The 17948-nt window shown below is 66.0% G+C and carries 19 protein-coding genes; 17 read left to right on the top strand and 2 right to left on the bottom strand.

The annotated features are described in order from the left end of the window. Positions 1–89: 89 nt before the first annotated feature. On the bottom strand, positions 90–647 hold the full coding sequence (efp, locus tag OA56_RS05410; RefSeq protein ID WP_055424330.1) for an elongation factor P: 558 nt from the start codon (positions 645–647) through the stop codon (positions 90–92). 40 nt (positions 648–687) lie between these two features. Next, positions 688–1842, bottom strand: a complete 1155-nt coding sequence (gene earP, locus OA56_RS05415) for an elongation factor P maturation arginine rhamnosyltransferase EarP (protein ID WP_461583904.1) — start codon at positions 1840–1842, stop codon at positions 688–690. 188 nt (positions 1843–2030) lie between these two features. Here earP and OA56_RS05420 point away from each other — a divergent pair, with 188 nt between their 5' ends. The 17 genes from OA56_RS05420 to OA56_RS05500 all read left to right on the top strand — a co-directional run bounded on the left by OA56_RS05420 (position 2031) and on the right by OA56_RS05500 (position 17920). Then, positions 2031–2441, top strand: a complete 411-nt coding sequence (locus OA56_RS05420; protein WP_170210775.1) for an MliC family protein — start codon at positions 2031–2033, stop codon at positions 2439–2441. Positions 2442–2537: 96 nt separating this feature from the next. Next, positions 2538–2963 carry a nucleoside-diphosphate kinase gene (gene ndk, locus OA56_RS05425; protein WP_055424327.1) on the top strand — a complete coding sequence of 142 codons (426 nt, stop codon included), beginning with the start codon at positions 2538–2540 and terminating at the stop codon, positions 2961–2963. A gap of 40 nt (positions 2964–3003) precedes the next feature. Next, positions 3004–4137: a dual-specificity RNA methyltransferase RlmN gene (gene rlmN / locus OA56_RS05430; RefSeq protein ID WP_055424326.1), complete on the top strand. Its 1134-nt coding sequence runs from the start codon at positions 3004–3006 to the stop codon at positions 4135–4137. Beyond that, on the top strand, positions 4134–4946 hold the full coding sequence (locus OA56_RS05435; protein WP_461583907.1) for a tetratricopeptide repeat protein: 813 nt from the start codon (positions 4134–4136) through the stop codon (positions 4944–4946). The genes rlmN and OA56_RS05435 overlap by 4 nt, the downstream gene beginning before the upstream one ends. Continuing rightward, complete coding sequence (locus tag OA56_RS05440) at positions 4934–5815, top strand: helix-turn-helix domain-containing protein (RefSeq protein WP_072248001.1); 882 nt, start codon at positions 4934–4936, stop codon at positions 5813–5815. The genes OA56_RS05435 and OA56_RS05440 overlap by 13 nt, the downstream gene beginning before the upstream one ends. A 14-nt stretch (positions 5816–5829) precedes the next feature. Further along, positions 5830–7119, top strand: coding sequence for a flavodoxin-dependent (E)-4-hydroxy-3-methylbut-2-enyl-diphosphate synthase (gene ispG / locus OA56_RS05445; protein ID WP_461583910.1), 1290 nt, complete (start codon positions 5830–5832; stop codon positions 7117–7119). Next, positions 7116–8411, top strand: a complete 1296-nt coding sequence (gene hisS, locus OA56_RS05450) for a histidine--tRNA ligase (protein ID WP_461583912.1) — start codon at positions 7116–7118, stop codon at positions 8409–8411. The genes ispG and hisS overlap by 4 nt, the downstream gene beginning before the upstream one ends. Further along, positions 8401–9027, top strand: coding sequence for a YfgM family protein (locus OA56_RS05455; protein WP_141055163.1), 627 nt, complete (start codon positions 8401–8403; stop codon positions 9025–9027). The genes hisS and OA56_RS05455 overlap by 11 nt, the downstream gene beginning before the upstream one ends. A gap of 2 nt (positions 9028–9029) precedes the next feature. Then, positions 9030–10184, top strand: coding sequence for an outer membrane protein assembly factor BamB (gene bamB, locus OA56_RS05460; protein ID WP_461583914.1), 1155 nt, complete (start codon positions 9030–9032; stop codon positions 10182–10184). Then, positions 10184–11524: a ribosome biogenesis GTPase Der gene (gene der / locus OA56_RS05465; protein WP_461583916.1), complete on the top strand. Its 1341-nt coding sequence runs from the start codon at positions 10184–10186 to the stop codon at positions 11522–11524. Before bamB ends, der begins: the two co-directional genes overlap by 1 nt. A 99-nt stretch (positions 11525–11623) precedes the next feature. Next, positions 11624–11872 (top strand): RNA chaperone Hfq, encoded by a 249-nt coding sequence (gene hfq / locus OA56_RS05470; protein WP_028874594.1) that lies wholly within the window; start codon positions 11624–11626, stop codon positions 11870–11872. A 68-nt stretch (positions 11873–11940) separates the two neighbouring features. Continuing rightward, positions 11941–13086, top strand: coding sequence for a GTPase HflX (hflX, locus tag OA56_RS05475; RefSeq protein WP_141055173.1), 1146 nt, complete (start codon positions 11941–11943; stop codon positions 13084–13086). Further along, positions 13073–14341 (top strand): FtsH protease activity modulator HflK, encoded by a 1269-nt coding sequence (hflK, locus tag OA56_RS05480; protein WP_141055176.1) that lies wholly within the window; start codon positions 13073–13075, stop codon positions 14339–14341. Before hflX ends, hflK begins: the two co-directional genes overlap by 14 nt. Beyond that, positions 14341–15222, top strand: coding sequence for a protease modulator HflC (hflC, locus tag OA56_RS05485; protein ID WP_055424316.1), 882 nt, complete (start codon positions 14341–14343; stop codon positions 15220–15222). Before hflK ends, hflC begins: the two co-directional genes overlap by 1 nt. 20 nt (positions 15223–15242) lie before the next feature. Further along, positions 15243–15428, top strand: coding sequence for a DUF2065 domain-containing protein (locus OA56_RS05490; protein WP_055424315.1), 186 nt, complete (start codon positions 15243–15245; stop codon positions 15426–15428). A gap of 8 nt (positions 15429–15436) precedes the next feature. Further along, on the top strand, positions 15437–16591 hold the full coding sequence (locus tag OA56_RS05495) for an ATP phosphoribosyltransferase regulatory subunit (RefSeq protein WP_055424314.1): 1155 nt from the start codon (positions 15437–15439) through the stop codon (positions 16589–16591). Between the two features lie 18 nt (positions 16592–16609). Then, positions 16610–17920: an adenylosuccinate synthase gene (locus tag OA56_RS05500; RefSeq protein WP_461583921.1), complete on the top strand. Its 1311-nt coding sequence runs from the start codon at positions 16610–16612 to the stop codon at positions 17918–17920. The last annotated feature ends 28 nt before the right edge of the window (positions 17921–17948 follow it).

Genomic DNA, 17948 nt, shown 5'->3' on the forward strand with positions numbered 1-17948 from the left:
GGCGGGGGTTTTTGCGTCTACGAGTGCGCTGTTTACGCCAAAAAAGAAGCCCGCTTCAGGCGGGCTTCATGCATGGGCTTGCCGAAACGTCACACTCGGCGCTTGTATTCACCGGTGGCCGTATCGATTTCGATCTTGTCGCCGATCTCGACGAATGCCGGGACCATGAGCTCGTGGCCAGTCGGCTTGATGCGGGCCGGTTTCATTACCTTGCCGGAGGTGTCACCACGCACGGCCGGCTCGGTATATTCGACTTCCCGGACCACGGAGGAGGGAAGTTCGACCGCGATCGCCTTGCCCTGATAGAGCACGACTTCGCAGCTCATGCCGTCTTCGAGGTAGGGAAGGACGTTTTCCATGTTGTCCTTTTCCACCTCGTACTGGTTGAATTCCTCGTCCATGAACACGTACATCGGATCGGCAAAGTAGCTGTACGTGCATTCCTTGCGCTCGAGGATCACGGTGTCGAATTTCTCGTCGGCCTTGTAGACTGCTTCGGTGACGTTGCCCGTGAAGAGGTTCTTCAGTTTCATCTTTACGACGGCGGCGTTGCGGCCGGATTTGTTGTACTCGGCCTTCTGGACGATGAAAGGCTCGTCCTTGATGAGGACGACGTTGCCGGCGCGCAGTTCCTGGGCTTGCTTCATCATGGGTGTGGTTTCCCGCAGTTCCGTTGAAAATAAACGATCATTTTATCGCGTTTCTGGCAATGAAGTCGAGCAGCCGGGTGCAGAGGTCTTCCTGGCGAGCAAGGTGGTGGCACCAGCGGCGGCAATGCGCTTGCCAGAGATCGCGTTGTTGCCATAGACCATCCCAGTCTTGAGCGGTTTCCTCGCCGCGGTTGCTGCGCTGGAACAGGCGGCTTATCGAATCGCCGAGTGCCGCCGGCGCATCGGCGAGGTAGTGGTCGAGAAACGCGTCGAGCTTGAGCAGATGGGCATTTCTTTCCTGGCGATAGGGGTGCCAGAGAAAGGGGCGTCCACTCCACTGGGCGCGGACGAAAGAGTCTTCGCCTCGTACCCAATTGAAATCACAGCTCCATAGCAATCGGTCGAAATCGTCCTGCGCCAGCATGGGCAAAGGGACGAAGCGCACGTGTGGCGTTCCCGGAAGGGCGAGGGCTCGGGTACCGAGTTCGAGGCCGGAGCGAGCGAGCGCTTGACGCGGCTGCCCCGGAGGGACGAAGACACTCGTCGCTCGGGGGGCGCTGGCGAGCCAGGCGCGGAATGCGTCCAGCTCGGCGTCGGCATAGCAAAACAGGGTGATCCGCTGCGTTTCGACCGTTTCGACCTGTCCGATGCGCGCCAGGAAGCGGGCGATCTGCTCCGGATCACCTTGAAAGCGGTCGCGCTGCTCGAGGAGCGTGCGTTCGCGCAGTAGGCCGCCGGTGCGGCGGGTGAATCCGGGGACGAAGAACCTGGCGGTGAGCGGCAAGCGGGGGTGGGGGGAGGAGAGGCCATGGACTTCTTCGGCCCAGGATTCCGGTGTGAGGTGCTCGAGGTGGATCCAGCAGGGGGTGGGGTGGCGGCTGGCAAGCGCCTCGAGCCAGGGTTCGCCCAGGCCGCAGCCAAAGGCTTCGATGGCGACGTCGATGTGCGCCAGGGCTTCGCGATCGTGCGCATCCGGTTGTGGACGATGCCAGCGGCGCAGGATGAGCCGGCCGAGCCGCTGGATCTCTGCGTCGGCGCGGACTTCGGGGGCGAAGGCGGCGAGGGTGCCGGGGTCGTCGATCCAGAGGATGACGTCCTTGCCGAAGTCGTCGCGCAGCTGGCGGGCGAGGCGCCAGGCGACGCCGGCGTCGCCGTAGTTGTCGATGACGGAGCAGAAGATGCCGAACTGCATGGCGGTCCGAGAAAAAATGGGAGTCTAGCCGCTCTTGCAGGTTCCTGGGCAGGTGTATAATGTTTTTTCAGGGATTTTTCCGATGGCCTTGTGGTGAGGGTGCAAAGATGCGCAAAGGAATGAGGACTTTGGTGCTGTCGGCGGCGATGGGAATGTCGTGTGCGGCAGCGTGGGCCGAGGAGGAGGCGTTGCCTCAGCTTGATCTCGATTTGCCCAGCGGCGTCTATCGGTGCGAAGAAGGAACCAAGCAGCTGGGCGTGGAACGGGTGCGCCAGGATAGCGATAAGGTTGTGGTGCGCTGGGAGGGCAAGCGCTACACCTTGGCGCGCGACGTCTCTTTCTCGGGCTTGCCGCGCTACGAGGATCGGCAAAACGGCCTGCTGTGGGTCGACCTGCCGTGGAAGAGCGTGCTGCTCAACACTAAGACCGAGCGCCCGATGGCGGCCGATTGCGTCTATGCCCAAGGGGTCGATCCTTCCGTGCTCGATGCGCCGGTGAAAGTGGCTGCAGCCAAGACGAAGAAAAAAACTGCCGCGAAACCGTCCAAGCCGGCGCCGCAGAAAACGGCCAAGGTGACGACGGCTTCGTCCTCCAACTGAAACGATCTCCGCGCACGGCGGGCGTGGCGTCGCGATGACGTCCGCCCGCCGTCGGTTTGATAAAATCTCTTTTTTTTATTTCTCGAGGAGTGATCCATGGCCGTAGAGCGTACGCTGTCCATCATCAAACCCGATGCCGTCGCCAAGAACGTGATCGGCAAGATCTACCAGCGCTTCGAAGATGCCGGTCTCAAGATCGTCGCCGCGAAGATGGTATGGATGTCGGAAAAAGAGGCCGGCGCTTTCTATGCGGTGCATAAGGACCGCCCCTTCTACAAGGATCTGGTGGCCTTCATGACCTCCGGTCCGGTGATGGTGCAGGTGCTAGAAGGCGAGAACGCCATCGCCAAGAATCGCGAGCTGATGGGCGCGACCGATCCGAAAAAGGCTGCTCCGGGCACCATCCGCGCCGATTTCGCCGACTCGATCGACGCCAACGCGGTGCACGGTTCTGATGCGCCCGAAACCGCCAAGGCGGAGATCGCCTTTTTCTTCCCGGAAATGAACATTTATTCGCGTTGAAGGGTCCATGCCGTCAGGAGATGCCCCTGGCGGCCGTACGATGACAACTCTGACGAACCTGCTCGATTTCGACCTGCCGCAACTCACCGACTGGGTTCAGTCCCTCGGTGAGCGTCCTTTCCGTGCACGTCAGATCTTTCGCTGGATCCATCGTGAGGGCTGCGAGGACTTTGCAGCGATGAGCGACGTGGCGAAGAGCCTGCGCGCCAAGCTCGAGGAACAGGCGATCATCGCTGCGCCGCGCGTGCTGCGCGACAGCGTCTCGCGCGACGGTACGCGCAAGTGGCTGCTCGACGTGGGTGGGGGCAACGCCGTGGAGACGGTGTTCATTCCCGAACGCTCGCGCGGCACGCTGTGTGTTTCTACTCAGGCCGGCTGCGCGCTCGAGTGTGCCTTCTGCTCCACGGGTAAGCAGGGATTCAACCGCAATCTCAGCACCGCCGAGATCCTGGGGCAGCTGTGGCTCGCCAACCGGCTGCTGGGTGCGGCCAAGGCCGAGGGCGATTGGGACGCGGCCGAAGGGCCGGACAACGGTCGGGTGGTGACCAACGTCGTGCTCATGGGCATGGGCGAACCGCTGGCCAATTTCGAGGCGGTGGTGCGTGCCCTGCGCGTGATGCTCGACGATCACGGCTATGGCCTGTCGCGGCGTCGGGTCACGGTATCGACTTCCGGAATCGTGCCGGCCATCGACCGCCTGCGCGAGCAGTGCCCGGTGGCGCTGGCGGTGTCGCTGCATGCGCCCAACGATGCGCTGCGCGATCGGCTCGTGCCGATCAATCGCAAGTATCCCCTGCGCGAGCTGCTCGCAGCTTGCCAGCGCTATCTCGAGCGCGCGCCGCGCGACTTCATCACGTTCGAATATGTGTTGCTCGCCGGGGTCAACGACGAACCGGAGCACGCGCGTGAGCTGGTGGCCTTGGTGCGCGACGTGCCCTGCAAATTCAACTTGATCCCATTCAATCCCTTCCCCGGCGCGCCGTTCGCGCGGCCCGAGGAAGATCGCATCCGTCGTTTCGCTTCCATTTTGATGGAGTCGGGATTGGTGACGACGACGCGCAAGACGCGCGGTGACGACGTGGCTGCTGCCTGCGGTCAGCTCGCCGGCCAGGTGCGCGACCGCACGCGCCGTTCGCGTGAGGCGGCAGGCGTTGACCAAGGAGAGGTGGCATGAAGCTTCCGAGACGATCGAGCTTGCTGCTGCTCGCGTTCGCCCTGTCGGGGTGTGTGAGCCAGACCTTGCATTCTGAATCCAACCTCATGGATTCGAGCTATGTCCGGCCGCTGTTGGAGCGCAAGCCCGATCGGCCGGAAGAGGTGCGGGCGAAGGCGCACATCGATCTGGCGCTCGCCTACATCGAGATCGGCCGCGTCGATGTGGCTTTGGACGAATTGCGTGCCGCTGCTGCCGAGGCTCCCGATTATCCACCGCTGCACTATGCCTGGGGCGTGACGCATCTGGCGATCGGCGATCGGGTCCAGGCCGAGAGCGGCTTGAAGCGCGCTCTGGCGGCAGCGCCGCGCGATCCCGATTTCAACTACGCCTACGGCTGGTTCCTGTGTACGGGGCCGGATCCGGCAAGTGGCCTGCCTTACATCGAGCAGGTCGTGACCAATCCCTATTATGGGGGCAAGGCGCGTGCCTATGCCAATCTGGCCTGGTGTCAGGACATGACCGGGAACCGGGAGACCGCCCGCCGCAGCATCCAGGAGGCGATCCGGCTCGAACCCCGCAACACCGTCGTCCTCTATCAGGCTGCCCGATTGGCCCAGCGTTGGGGTGAATGGGACAAGGCTTCCGATTATCTGCAGCGCTTGATGCGCGAGATCGATCCCGATCCCGCCGTGCTGTGGATGGCGCTCAACGTCGAGCGCAAGCGCGGGGATACCGCGGCTTTCGAGCAGTATGCCAAGAGGCTTAGAACGGAGTTTCCCGACAGCCCCGAGGCCGAACGGTTGCAGCAGGGGGCGTGGGAGCCGTGACGAACCAGCAGCCGGGAGACCCTCGCGCGGTCGGCGTGCAGCTGGCGCACGCGAGGATGCAGCAAGGGCGGACGATCGCCGAGATGGCGCAGCAGCTGAAATTGCTGCCACGGCAGGTCGAGGCGCTCGAAGAGGGGCGTTTCGAGGCGCTGCCGGGCCCGGTGTTCGTGCGCGGCTTCGTGCGCAATTATGCCCGCGCGCTTGGTCTGGATCCTGAGCCCTTGCTCGAAATGCTCGGTGAGCAGGACCCCGACAAGGAAGTGGTGCTCACGCCCGTCTCCAATGCTCGAGGGGAGATCAGGGTGCGCCGTTTCCGGCCGTGGCGGGTACTCTGGCGCTATGTGCTCCCCGCCCTCGTCCTTTCCTTGGTCGTGGCGGCGTATTTCGACTGGTTTCGCATGCCTGAGCCCGTGGATCAGGAAAACGCGGCGGCGGTATTGCTGCCGCCGGGTGAGCCCGAAGCCGACGCGGCTGAAAAAGCCGAAAAGGCGGCATCGGAAGAAACGAACGAACCGGGGACTTCAGTCGGCGGTAACGGAGAAACGGGCGGGGCCGCAGTTCCTGCGCCGGCTCCCGTTGTCCCGTCGGCCGCGCCTATGCCCGCTGCAGAAGAGGAAAAGGCGGAGCCTGCCGTGCCGACCTTGCGCTTTTCCGCTTCGGGACGCTCATGGATCGAAGTGCGGGACGCCAAAGGTACGGTGCTTTTCTCTCGCATACTCTCGGCTGGGGAGCGAGCGGAGGTGCCCGGCGAGCCGCCCTTGAACGTGGTGGTGGGCAACGCCCCGGCGGTCGAGGTCGAGTTCCAGGGACATCCTGTGGACGTGAAACACGCAGCCAAGAACGGTGTGGCCAAGCTGCGTCTGCAATGAGAACGGGGAAGGACATGACGGGGCAGGAAACTCGGCTGCCGGAGGACGACGAACCTCGTAGTGGACCTGCGCCACGCCGACCGACGCGCCAGGTGCAGGTAGGGAACGTGACGATCGGTTCGAACGCGCCCATCGTCGTGCAGTCCATGACCAATACCGCGACGAGCGAGGTCGAGGCCACGGTGCGTCAGGTGCTGGCACTCGCGCGTGCCGGTTCCGAGCTGGTGCGGCTCACGGTCAATGACGAGGCGGCCGCGCGCGCGGTGCCCGAGATTCGCGAACGCCTGTTGCGCGCCGGTTGCACCGTACCGCTGGTGGGCGACTTCCATTACAACGGCCACCAGCTGCTGCGCGAGTATCCGGCCTGCGCCGAGGCGCTGGACAAATGGCGCATCAACCCGGGCAACGTCGGACAGGGAGAGAAACGCGACCGGCGTTTCGCCGAGATCGTCGAACTCGCCTGCCGTTACGACAAACCCGTGCGCATCGGAGTGAATTGGGGCAGCCTCGACCCGGCCGTGCTCGCGCGCCTCATGGACGAGAATGCCCGGCGCGCCCAGCCCTGGTCGGCCGGGGCGGTGATGCGCGAGGCGCTCGTGACGTCCGCCCTCGAATCGGCAGCGCTCGCCGAGCGCTACGGCCTGCCGGCCGATCGCATCGTGCTCTCGGCCAAGGTCTCGAGCGTGCAGGATCTCATCGCCGTCTATCGCGCGCTCGCGCAGCGCTGCGATTATCCGCTGCACCTGGGCCTTACCGAGGCGGGCATGGGTAGCAAGGGCATCGTCGCCTCGACCGCGGCGCTCGCCGTGCTGCTGCAAGAAGGGATCGGCGACACCATCCGCGTCTCCCTCACGCCTGCGCCGGGGGGTGATCGCACCGAAGAAGTGGTGGTGGCGCAGCAGATCCTGCAGACCATGGGGCTGCGGGCGTTCACGCCGATGGTGACGGCCTGCCCGGGATGTGGGCGTACGACTTCCTCTTTTTTTCAGGAGTTGGCCGAATCGACCCAGAACTACGTGCGCGCGCGCATGCCCGAGTGGCGCGAGCGCTATGACGGGGTGGAGCAGCTGACGCTGGCCGTGATGGGCTGCGTCGTCAATGGCCCGGGTGAATCCAAGCATGCCCACATCGGCATCTCGCTGCCGGGCACGGGCGAGGCACCGGCCGCGCCCGTGTTCGTCGACGGGCAGAAGGTGGCCACCCTGCGCGGTCCGAACCTTGTCGCGCAGTTCCACGCCATGATCGAAGCCTACGTGGCGCGGCGTTTTCCGCCGAAGCTTACGCAACACGACGAGGAAGCATGAGCGCAACGAAACTGCAGGCGGTGCGCGGGATGAACGACATCCTGCCGCCCGAATCCGATTGGTGGGAAGAATTCGAGGAACGGGTGCGTACCTGGGCGCGCGCCTATGGCTATCGCCCCATTCGTACGCCCATCGTCGAGCCGACGGCGCTCTTCAAGCGTGCCATCGGCGAGGTGACCGACATCGTCGAGAAGGAGATGTATTCCTTCGAGGACGTGCTGAACGGTGAACACCTGACCTTGCGTCCCGAGGGGACGGCAGGCTGTGTTCGGGCGGTGATCGAGCACAACCTCCTCTTCCAAGGGCCGCAGCGGCTCTATTACCTGGGCCCGATGTTCCGCCACGAGCGGCCGCAGAAAGGGCGTTACCGGCAGTTCCACCAGGTCGGCATCGAGGCGCTCGGCTTTGCCGGTCCCGACATCGACGCCGAGCTCATCCTCATGGGCGCGCGCCTGTGGGACGAGCTGGGATTGCAGGACGTGCGGCTCGAGATCAACTCACTGGGTTCCAGCGAGGAGCGCGCCGCGCACCACCGGGCCTTGGTCGAGTACTTCCGCGCCCGCTACGACGAACTCGACGAGGACGGTAAACGGCGCCTCGAGCGCAATCCGCTGCGTATCCTGGATTCGAAGAATCCGGCGATGCAGGAACTCATCGAGGGGGCGCCGCGTCTGTTGGATTTCCTCGGTGAGGAGTCGAGGGCGCACTTCGAGCGGGTACTCTCCCTCATCGAAGCGGCAGGCGTGCCATATCGTATCAACCCGCGGCTGGTGCGGGGGCTGGATTACTACAACCGCACCGTCTTCGAATGGGTGACCCCGCGGCTCGGGGCGCAGGCGACCATCTGCGCGGGTGGCCGCTACGACGGTCTCATCGAGCAGCTCGGCGGCAGGCCGGCGCCCGCGGCCGGGTTTGCCATCGGCGTGGAGCGCTTGCTGTTGCTGTGGCAGATGAGCGGCGGCAATGTGACGCCCAAAGTGCCCGACGTCTATGTCGTGCATCAGGGCGAGCGAGCCGAGGCCGTGGCATTCCAGCTCGCCGAGCGTCTGCGCGATCTGGGGCTCGACGTGGTGCTGCACTGCGGCGGCGGCAGCTTCAAGAGCCAGATGAAAAAAGCGGACGCGAGCGGCGCGGCGCTGGCCTTGATCCTGGGAGAGGACGAGGTCGACAGCGGCACGGTGGGGCTCAAGCCCCTGCGCCAGGAGGCACCGCAGCAGCGGGTGGCGATCGAAGCCTGCGAAGACGCGGTGATGCAATGGCTCTACGGCCAGGAGGAAGGCGATGGCGCTTGACTTGCAGGAACAGGAACAGATCGACGAACTCAAGACCTGGTGGCAGATGTATGGCCGCTGGGTGACGATCGCCATTCTCGTGGCGGCGATCGTCTCTCTGGGCTGGAACGGATGGCGCTGGTGGCGCCAGCACCAGGCGCAGGAGGCGGCGCGCATCGAGGCGGAACTGGAAGCGGCGCTCGCGCGCGGCGAACTGCCGCAGGCGCGGGCCGCGGGAGAGCGTCTGCGTCAATCGCGCGCCAATCCCACGCTTGCCGATCTCTCCGGCTTGAAACTCGGCCATGAGTTGTGGCAGAAGGGGGATCGTGCCGCGGCCAGGGAAGAGCTGAGGCGCGTGGCAGACGAGGGTTCTGAACCCTACCTGCGCGATCTGGCGCGGCTGCGCGAGGCGGCGGTGTTGCTCGATTCGGGTTCGGCTCAGGAGGCGTTCGAGCGACTCGCCGCTGCGCCGGTGTCGGAGCTGGCCGCACGCTATGAAGAAGCCCGGGGAGATGCGCTCGCGGCGCTCGGACGGATCGAAGAGGCGCGCGCGGCCTATCAGCGTGCCCTCGACCAGGGGGCGGATCCCGCCTGGCGCGAACTCGTCGAACTCAAGCGCGACGGGTTGGGGAGCTGAGCATGAAAGATCGTTCCCTCCGTGCCGCTGCGCGCCTGCTGGCACTTTTGGCCGCCTCTGCGCTCGTCGCCGGCTGCTCTTCGCTCAATCCGTTTTCGCGCAAAGGGCCGCAGATCGCGCCTTTGCCGCCGCTCGTCAGTCCCGTGGAGGTGACGATCGCCGCGCAGACCAAGGTCGGATCCAGCGAGGGACTCTTCCTCACTCCCGTCGTGCTCGACGACGAGGCCATCGTCGCTGGCGGGGACGGGCGCGTGCTGCGCTGGAATGGCGGCGTGCGCTGGGAGGCGAAGCTCGAAGAGGGCATCATCGCCGGCGTGGGCGCGGACGAGCGCCTCGCCGTGGTCGTCACACGCAAAGGAGATGCCGTGGCGCTTGCCGTCGGCGATGGCGCGGTGCGTTGGCGCCATCCGCTCAAGGCCGATGTGATCACGCCGCCTTTGGTGGCTGGCGGCCTCGTCGTGGTGCGTACGGCCGATCATCGCCTCATCGCCCTCGATGCGCGCGACGGCAAGGAGCGCTGGGTCTATCAGCGCAACCTGCCGCCCTTGTCCCTGCGTCAGTCGGCGCCGCTCGTGAGCGCGGGCAATGCCATCGTCGCGGGTTATCCCGGAGGGATCATCGCCGTGCTCGATCCGCGCAGCGGCGCGCCGCTCTTCGAGCTGACGGTGGCCTCGCCCAAGGGCGCGACCGAGATCGAGCGGCTCACCGACGTGGTCGGCCCGCCGCTGGTGGCGCGCCAGGAAGTGTGCGCCGCTGCCTATCAGGGGCGCGTGGCCTGTTTCGACGGACGCACCGCCGAGACCCTCTGGGCCAAGGATCTTTCCAGCCGCACCGGGATCGACCGTGACTACCGCTACGTCGTGGTCACTGCCGACAACGACGACGTGGTCGCGCTCGATGCCTACTCCGGCAAGGAACAGTGGCGCACGGGCGGATTCTCCTGGCGCCTCTTGACGCGCCCCCTCATTCTCGGAGACTGGGTGCTCGTGGGCGATCGCGAAGGCTATGTCCATGCGCTCGATCGCAACGACGGCCGCATCCGCGGCCGGGTGCGCGTCGGCTCCGGACCCATCCTCGTCGAGCCGAAATCCATCGGCCCCAACCGGGCGGTGGTGCAGAATACCGACGGGACGGTGGTCATCGTGGAGGTGCATTGATGGCGGCACTGCCCACCGTGGTGCTCGTCGGGCGGCCCAACGTCGGCAAGTCCACCCTGTTCAACCGGCTCACGCAGAGCCGCGACGCGCTGGTGGCCGACGTGCCGGGGCTGACGCGCGACCGACGCTACGGCCAGGGCCGGCTCGGTCCGCGGCCCTATCTGGTGGTCGACACCGCCGGGTTCGATCCGACGAGCAAGGAAGGAATCACGCGCGAGATGGCGCGCCAGGCCGAGCAGGCGATCCGCGAGGCCGACGTCGTCCTCTTCCTCGTCGATGGGCGCGCCGGCCTCACCGCGCACGATCGGGATATCGCCGACTACCTGAGACGGCTCGGTCGCCCCGTGCGGCTGGTGGTCAATAAAACCGAGGGGATGCGCCAGGTGATGGCCACGGCCGAATTCCACGCCCTGGGGCTGGGCGAGCCCATGGCCATCTCGGCGGCGCACGGCGAGGGCGTGCGCCAGATGATCGCCGAAGTCCTGGCCGATTTCCCCGAGGACGAAGAAGCCGCACCGCCGCAGGACGAGGATGTGCCGCGCGTGGCGGTGGTCGGCCGCCCCAACGTGGGCAAGTCGACCCTCATCAACGCGCTTCTCGGCGAAGAGCGCCTCATCGCCTATGACCAGCCCGGCACCACGCGCGACGCGATCGAAGTGCCGTTCGCGCAAGGCACGCGCCGCTACGTGCTCGTCGACACGGCCGGCGTGCGCCGCAAGGGGCGCGTCACCGAGGTGGTGGAGAAATTCTCGGTGATCAAGACCATGCAGGCGGTGGAGCGGGCCAACGTCGCCGTGCTCGTGCTTGACGCGACCCAGGAGATCGCCGATCAGGACGCACACCTGGGCGGGTTCATCCTGGAGGCCGGGCGTGCCCTGGTGGTCGCGGTGAACAAATGGGATGCCGTCGACGACTACCGCCGCAGCCTGGTGAAGACGCAGCTTGGCAGCAAGCTGGGGTTTCTCTCGTTCGCGCGCACCGTGTTTCTCTCGGCCGCGAAAGGACAGGGGCTGGCGCCGCTGCTCAAGGCCGTAGACGAAGCCTATGCGGCTGCCTTTGCCAAGTTGCCCACGCCGCAGCTCACGCGCGTGCTGCAGGAACTGGTCAAACGCCAGGCGCCGCCGCGCCACGGGCTGTTTCGCCCCAAGCCGCGCTATGCGCACCAGGGGGGGAGCAACCCGCCAGTGATCGTCATTCACGGCAACGCGCTCGAGCATCTGTCCAAATCCTACCGCCGCTATCTCGAGCATGGATTCCTCGAAGCCTTTCGTTTGCGCGGCACGCCGCTCAAGCTCGAATGGCGCACTTCGGAAAACCCCTACGTGAAACGCAGCGATTGAACGGCTGCTGCGCAAAGCCGGCGCGACTGTGCTATCGTTGTCCGCGGTTCCGCACCACTTTTTTCCTTCGATCAAATCCACAACACGAAAGGCCACGACATGAGCAACAAAGCCTTGCAACTGCAAGACCCCTTCCTCAACCTGCTGCGCCGCGAGCACGTTCCGGTGGCGATCTACCTCGTCAACGGCATCAAGCTGCAGGGGCACATCGAGTCTTTCGACCAGTACGTCGTCCTGCTCAAGAACACCGTCACGCAGATGGTGTATAAGCACGCCATTTCCACCGTCGTGCCTTCGCGTCCGGTGACGCTGCGCGAAGTCCACGAGGACGAGCAGCCGGAACAATGACGGATCTTGGGGAACGCCGGTACGTTTCGGACGTCTCACCGACGTTGCTTTTCTGAAGGAATCCCCCATTGTTCGAACGTCCGCAACGCGGCGAGCAAGCCGTGCTCGTCCAACTCGATCTCGGTCAAGGGGCGCTCGCCGAGCGCCTCTCCGAATTGCAGCTCCTGGTAGAAAGCGCCGGGGCCGACGTGGTCGGCGTGGTGCGCGGTCGTCGTCCCCGGCCTGATCCGGCCTTCTTCGTCGGCCGCGGCAAACTCGAAGAGGTACGCAGCGCCCTCGTGCAGGGGCAGGGCGACTTGGTTGTCTTCGATCATACGCTCTCGCCGGCGCAGCAGCGCAACCTCGAACGCGAGCTGCAGTGTCGGGTGATCGATCGCAATGCCCTCATCCTCGACATCTTCGCGCAGCGTGCCCGCAGCCATGAAGGAAAACTCCAGGTGGAGCTCGCCCAGCTCGAATACCTCTCCACCCGGCTCGTGCGCGGCTGGACCCACCTCGAGCGCCAGCGCGGCGGCATCGGTCTGCGCGGCCCGGGTGAGACCCAGCTCGAAACCGACCGGCGGCTCTTGGGCATCCGCGTCAAGCAGCTGAAGAGCCGGCTCGAGCGGCTCGAGCGCCAGCGCACCACGCGCCGGCGCGCGCGCAACCGTCGCGGCGTACCGCAGGTCTCGCTGGTGGGTTACACCAACGCGGGCAAATCGACGCTCTTCAACGCACTCACCAAGGCTGGCGCTTACGCCGCCGACCAGCTCTTCGCCACGCTCGACACCACATCGCGCCGCATCTGGCTGCCGGAAGTGGGCGACGTCGTGCTCTCGGACACCGTCGGTTTCATCCGTGATCTGCCGCACGACCTGGTAGCGGCCTTCCATGCCACTCTCGAAGAGGTGGCCGAGGCCGACCTGCTGCTGCACGTGGTCGATGGCGCGAGCGAGGACCGTGAGGCGCAGCGCGCCACGGTGGAGGCGGTGCTCGCCGAGATCGGGGCCCAAGACGTGCCGCGGCTCGAGGTGCTCAACAAGATCGACCTGCTTACCGAGGTTCCGGCCGAGCTGAGCGACGAGTGTGGTAGCATTCGCCGGGTGTGCGTCAGCGCGCGCACCGGCGAGGGGCTCGACGCCTTGCGTTCGGCGCTCGCTTCCCGCCTGCGCGCTCTGCTGCCGTCGACCTTTGCTGCCGAATCACGAGACGAGGAACTCCATGTCACTGAATGATCCCCGCTGGGGCGATCGCGACGACGAATCCGGCGAGGAGGCGCGACGACGCGAACCGCGGGCCGGGCGTTCGCCCCAAGGCGAAGGACCGCCCGATCTCGAGGAAGTGTGGCGTCAGTTCAACGAGCGGCTCTCGGTGCTCTTTGGCGGTGGCCGTGGCGGACGCCCTGCCGGCTCTGACGGACGTCAACCGTGGGGCGGCAAGCAAGTGGGGGGCGGAATCGTCCTGCTCGTCGCCATCGTACTCGCGCTGTGGCTGCTCTCCGGCTTCTACAAGGTCGATGCCAACGAGCGGGCGGTGGTGCTGCGCTTCGGCCGCTACGTCGAGACGACCGAACCTGGCTTGCGCTGGCGTCTGCCCTATCCCATCGAGCGCCACGAGATCGTCGATCTCACCGGCGTGCGCACGGTGGAGGTCGGCTACCGCGGCACGGACCGCAACAAGGTGCTGCGCGAATCGCTCATGCTCACCGACGACGAGAACATCGTCTCCATCCAGTTCGCGGTGCAATACGTGCTCAAATCTCCCGAAGACTATCTCTTCCGCGACCGCGCGCCCGACGAGAGCGTCAAGCAGGCCGCCGAAAGCGCCATGCGCGAGATTGTCGGCAAATCCAAGATGGACTACGTCCTCTACGAAGGGCGCGAGGACATCGCCGTGCGCACACAGGAGCTGATGCAGGCCATGCTCGATCGCTACCGCACAGGGGTGCAGGTGGTGCGCGTGACCCTGCAAAACGCCCAGCCGCCCGAGCAGGTGCAGGCCGCGTTCGACGATGCGGTCAAGGCCGGGCAGGACCGCGAGCGGCTGCGCAACGAGGGCGAGGCCTACGCCAACGCGGTGATCCCGCGGGCCCGCGGTACCGCCGCGCGCCTGCTGGAAGAGGCCAACGCCTACAAAGGCAAGGTCGTGGCCCAGGCTACGGGCGATGCCTCGCGCTTCACCCAGATCCAGCAGCAATACCGCCAAGCCCCGGCGATCACGCGCGAACGTCTCTATCTCGAAACGATGCAGCAGATCTTCACCAATACGAGCAAGGTGCTGGTCGACGCGCCGGCGCACAACAACCTCATGCTGTTGCCGCTGGATCGCTTGCTGTCCCGCTCCGGCCCGGCGGTGGCGCCGACGGTTACCCGCCAGGGTCCCAGCAGCGGCGACGGCAGTGCCGAGGCCGCGGCCGAATCGGGCGGGCGCAAGGAGCAGCGGGATGTTCCGCGCGACGAGCTGCGCGACCGTGAGCGGGGGAGCCGATGATGCAGGCAAGGATCGCTACGATAGTCGGAGCCGTGTTGCTCCTCGCCGCCGTCGCCTCGATGTCGCTCTTCACCGTCGATCAGCGCCGCTACGCCATGGTGCTGCAGTTCGGCGAAGTGAAGGCCGTCGTCACCGAGCCGGGCCTGCACGTGAAGCTGCCGCTGGTGCAGAACGTGCGCCAGTTCGACCGGCGGCTCCTGACCATCGACACGCCCGAACCGGAGCGCTTCATCACCTCCGAGAAGAAGAACGTGCTGGTGGATCACTTCATCAAATGGCGCATCGTCGACCCGCAGCAGTATTACATCACCATGGGCGGGGACGAGACGCGCGCCCGCACGCGGCTGCTGCAGACGGTCAACGCCACGCTGCGCGAGGAATTCGGCCAGCGCACGGTGCACGACGTCGTCTCCGGTGAGCGCGACAAGGTCATGGAGATCGTGCGCACCAAGACCGACCGCGACGCGCGCACGTTCGGCGTCGAGATCGTCGATCTGCGCCTGAAGCGCGTCGATCTGCCGGCGGAGGTGTCCGAGTCGGTCTACCGCCGCATGGAGGCCGAGCGCAAGCGCGTGGCCAACAACCTTCGTTCCGAAGGGGCGGCAATCGCCGAGCGCATTCGCGCCGACGCCGACCGGCAAAGCGAGCTGATCATCGCCGAAGCCTACCGCGAGTCGCAGCGCATCAAGGGCGAAGGGGATGCGGAAGCAACGCGCATCTTCAACGAAGCCTATGGGCGCGATCCCGATTTCTTCAGCTACTACCGTAGCCTGGAAGCCTACCGCGAGAGCTTCGCCCGGCGCGACGACGTGCTCGTCCTCGATCCGAGCTCGTCCTTCTTCAAGTACTTCAAGGCGCCCCAGCCGGCTGGCGGTCGCTGAGCATCGCACGGCGAGGCCACATGCCCGAAGTCTTGTGGAAAGCGCTCGGCTTGATGCTCGTCTTCGAGGGGCTGATGCCTTTCCTCGCGCCCGAGTCCTGGCAGCAGACCCTGCGGCGGCTGTCCGAACTGCCGCCGCAGCGGCTGCGCTGGTTCGGCGGCGCGGCCGTCGTGCTGGGGCTACTCATCGTGAACGACATTCTGTGAGGCCATTCATGCGTTGGGTCCTGCCCGACTATCTGCGTGACGAACTGCCGCCGGCGGCCGAGCACCTCGAACGCCTGCGCCGCGAGCTGCTCGATCTCTTCCGCCTGCATGGCTACCAGCTCGTCGCCCCGCCGCTCATCGAATTCCTCTCTTCCCTCATCGTCGGCGGCGGGGAAGATCTGCGGCTGCGGACTTTCGAGCTCACCGACCAGCTGAGCGGACGAACCCTGGGCGTGCGTGCCGACATCACGCCGCAGGCGGCGCGTATCGACGCGCATTTGCTCAACCGGCGCGGTGTCACCCGCTTGTGCTATTGCGGCCCGGTGCTGCACACGCTGCCGGCTTCGCTCACCGCGACGCGCGAGCCATTGCAGCTCGGCGCCGAGCTCTATGGCCATGCCGGGGTGGAGGCCGACATCGAGATCATCCGTTTGTTGGCCACGGCGCTCGAACGGGCGCGCCTGCCGGCGGTGCGCATCGACGTTGGCCACATGGGGCTGTTTCGCGCCCTCACCGAGGGGCTGGATGCCGAGCGCGCCGAGACCCTCTTCGAACTGCTGCAGGCGAAAGATTCCGCCGGGCTCGAAGAGATGCTCGCCCAAAGCGGTGACGAGCTCGACGCCGAGCGTGCCGCTTCCCTGCGCGCCCTGCCCGGGCTCTACGGCGGTGTCGAAGTGCTCGCCGCGGCGCGGGCGCGGCTTGCGCCGCTGCCGGCAGTGGTGCGGGCCCTCGACGAGCTCGAAGCGCTCGCCGCGGCGCTCGCCGATCTGCCGCTCGGGTTCGATCTGGCTGACCTGCGCGGCTATCACTACCACACCGGCGTGATGTTCGCCGCCTACGGCGCCGATCATCCCTCGGCACTCGCTCTGGGCGGACGCTACGACGGGCTGGGGGCGGCGTTTGGCCGGGCGCGGCCGGCCACGGGTTTTTCGATCGATTTGCGCGAACTCATCGCCCGCCTGCCGCTTGCCCCTTTGCCGGGCGCCATCCTCGCGCCGTCCTGCGGTGACGAGGCGCTGGAGGCGGTGGTGGCGCAGCTGCGTGAGGCAGGGCAGGCGGTGGTCCGTGAGCTGCCGGGACATCCGCTCGAGGAGTGGCGTGAAGCGGGTTGTGACCGGCGCCTCGTGTGCCGCGCCGGACATTGGGTGGTAGAACCGTTGTGATCGCAAAAGGAAGGGCTGATGGCTAAGAACGTGGTCGTCGTCGGGACACAGTGGGGCGACGAAGGCAAGGGCAAGATCGTCGACTGGCTCACCGACAACGCTCAGGGCGTGGTGCGCTTTCAGGGCGGACACAACGCCGGGCATACCTTGGTGGTGGGCGAGCGCGAGTACAAACTCAACCTCGTGCCTTCCGGCATCGTGCGCGAGGGGGTGGCCTGTTTCATCGGCAATGGGGTGGTGCTCGACGTGCATCATCTGCTGTCCGAGATCCGGGTGCTGGAGACAGGGGGCATCGAAGTGCGCTCGCGCCTGCGCGTTAGCCCCGGCTGTCCCCTGATCCTGCCTTATCACGTCGCGCTCGACCGGGCGCGCGAGGCGGCGCGCAGCGCCGGCGACAAGATCGGTACCACGGGCAAGGGCATCGGTCCGGCCTACGAGGACAAGGTGGCTCGCCGCGCGATCCGCCTCTATGATCTCTTTCGCCCCGACCAATTCCGCGCCAAGCTCGAGAGCAATCTCGCCTGGTACAACTTCGTGCTCACCCAGGCTTTCCACGCCGAGCCGCTCGAGTTCGAGCCCATCTACGAACAGGCGCTCGCCGATGCGAAGGAAGTCTTGCCGCTGGTGACCGACGTCTCGGAGCGGCTCTACGAGATCAACAAGGCGGGCGGCAACCTTCTCTTCGAAGGGGCGCAGGGAACGCTGCTCGACATCGACCACGGCACTTACCCCTTCGTCACCTCCAGCAACTGCGTCGCCGGTCAGGCCGCCGCCGGTGCCGGCCTGGGGCCAGGGCGGCTGCACTACGTGCTCGGCATCACCAAGGCGTATTGCACCCGGGTGGGTGGCGGTCCTTTCCCTACGGAACTGAACATCGACACCGAGGGCACACCGGGCTGGCAGATGTCGATCAAGGGCCGTGAGTTCGGCACCGTCACCGGACGAAAGCGGCGCTGCGGCTGGCTCGATCTGGCCGCGCTCAAGCGCTCCATCATCATCAACGGCGTCTCGGGCTTGTGCATCACCAAGCTCGACGTGCTCGACGGCCTCGAGCAGCTCAAGCTGTGCATCGGTTACGAACTCGACGGCGAGCGGCGGGAATTGCTGCCGATGGGGGCCGATGAGGTCGCCCGCTGCATTCCCGTCTACGAAACCTTGCCCGGCTGGCGGGAGAGCACCTTCGGGGCGCGCCGTTGGGAGGACCTTCCCTACGAGGCCCGTGCCTACCTGCACCGCATCGAGGAATTCTGCGAGATTCCGATCGACGTGATCTCCACTGGCCCCGAGCGGGACGAAACCATCCTGCGCCGTCATCCCTTCGGTGCCTGATCTTGTGCTGCGGCCTCGTGCCGGACGT

It is taken from the genome of Tepidiphilus sp. HLB4 (genome assembly GCF_054823945.1).

Coding starts and splice junctions, on each gene's coding strand:
- OA56_RS05495 (WP_055424314.1), top strand. CDS start 15,437: ATGCGTTGGGTCCTGCCCGACTATCTGCGTGACGAACTGCCGCCGGCG.
- earP (WP_461583904.1), bottom strand. CDS start 1,842: ATGCAGTTCGGCATCTTCTGCTCCGTCATCGACAACTACGGCGACGCC.
- bamB (WP_461583914.1), top strand. CDS start 9,030: ATGAAAGATCGTTCCCTCCGTGCCGCTGCGCGCCTGCTGGCACTTTTG.
- rlmN (WP_055424326.1), top strand. CDS start 3,004: ATGACAACTCTGACGAACCTGCTCGATTTCGACCTGCCGCAACTCACC.
- OA56_RS05500 (WP_461583921.1), top strand. CDS start 16,610: ATGGCTAAGAACGTGGTCGTCGTCGGGACACAGTGGGGCGACGAAGGC.
- OA56_RS05435 (WP_461583907.1), top strand. CDS start 4,134: ATGAAGCTTCCGAGACGATCGAGCTTGCTGCTGCTCGCGTTCGCCCTG.
- ndk (WP_055424327.1), top strand. CDS start 2,538: ATGGCCGTAGAGCGTACGCTGTCCATCATCAAACCCGATGCCGTCGCC.
- ispG (WP_461583910.1), top strand. CDS start 5,830: ATGACGGGGCAGGAAACTCGGCTGCCGGAGGACGACGAACCTCGTAGT.
- OA56_RS05490 (WP_055424315.1), top strand. CDS start 15,243: ATGCCCGAAGTCTTGTGGAAAGCGCTCGGCTTGATGCTCGTCTTCGAG.
- hfq (WP_028874594.1), top strand. CDS start 11,624: ATGAGCAACAAAGCCTTGCAACTGCAAGACCCCTTCCTCAACCTGCTG.
- efp (WP_055424330.1), bottom strand. CDS start 647: ATGAAGCAAGCCCAGGAACTGCGCGCCGGCAACGTCGTCCTCATCAAG.
- hflK (WP_141055176.1), top strand. CDS start 13,073: ATGTCACTGAATGATCCCCGCTGGGGCGATCGCGACGACGAATCCGGC.
- hisS (WP_461583912.1), top strand. CDS start 7,116: ATGAGCGCAACGAAACTGCAGGCGGTGCGCGGGATGAACGACATCCTG.
- der (WP_461583916.1), top strand. CDS start 10,184: ATGGCGGCACTGCCCACCGTGGTGCTCGTCGGGCGGCCCAACGTCGGC.
- hflC (WP_055424316.1), top strand. CDS start 14,341: ATGCAGGCAAGGATCGCTACGATAGTCGGAGCCGTGTTGCTCCTCGCC.
- OA56_RS05455 (WP_141055163.1), top strand. CDS start 8,401: ATGGCGCTTGACTTGCAGGAACAGGAACAGATCGACGAACTCAAGACC.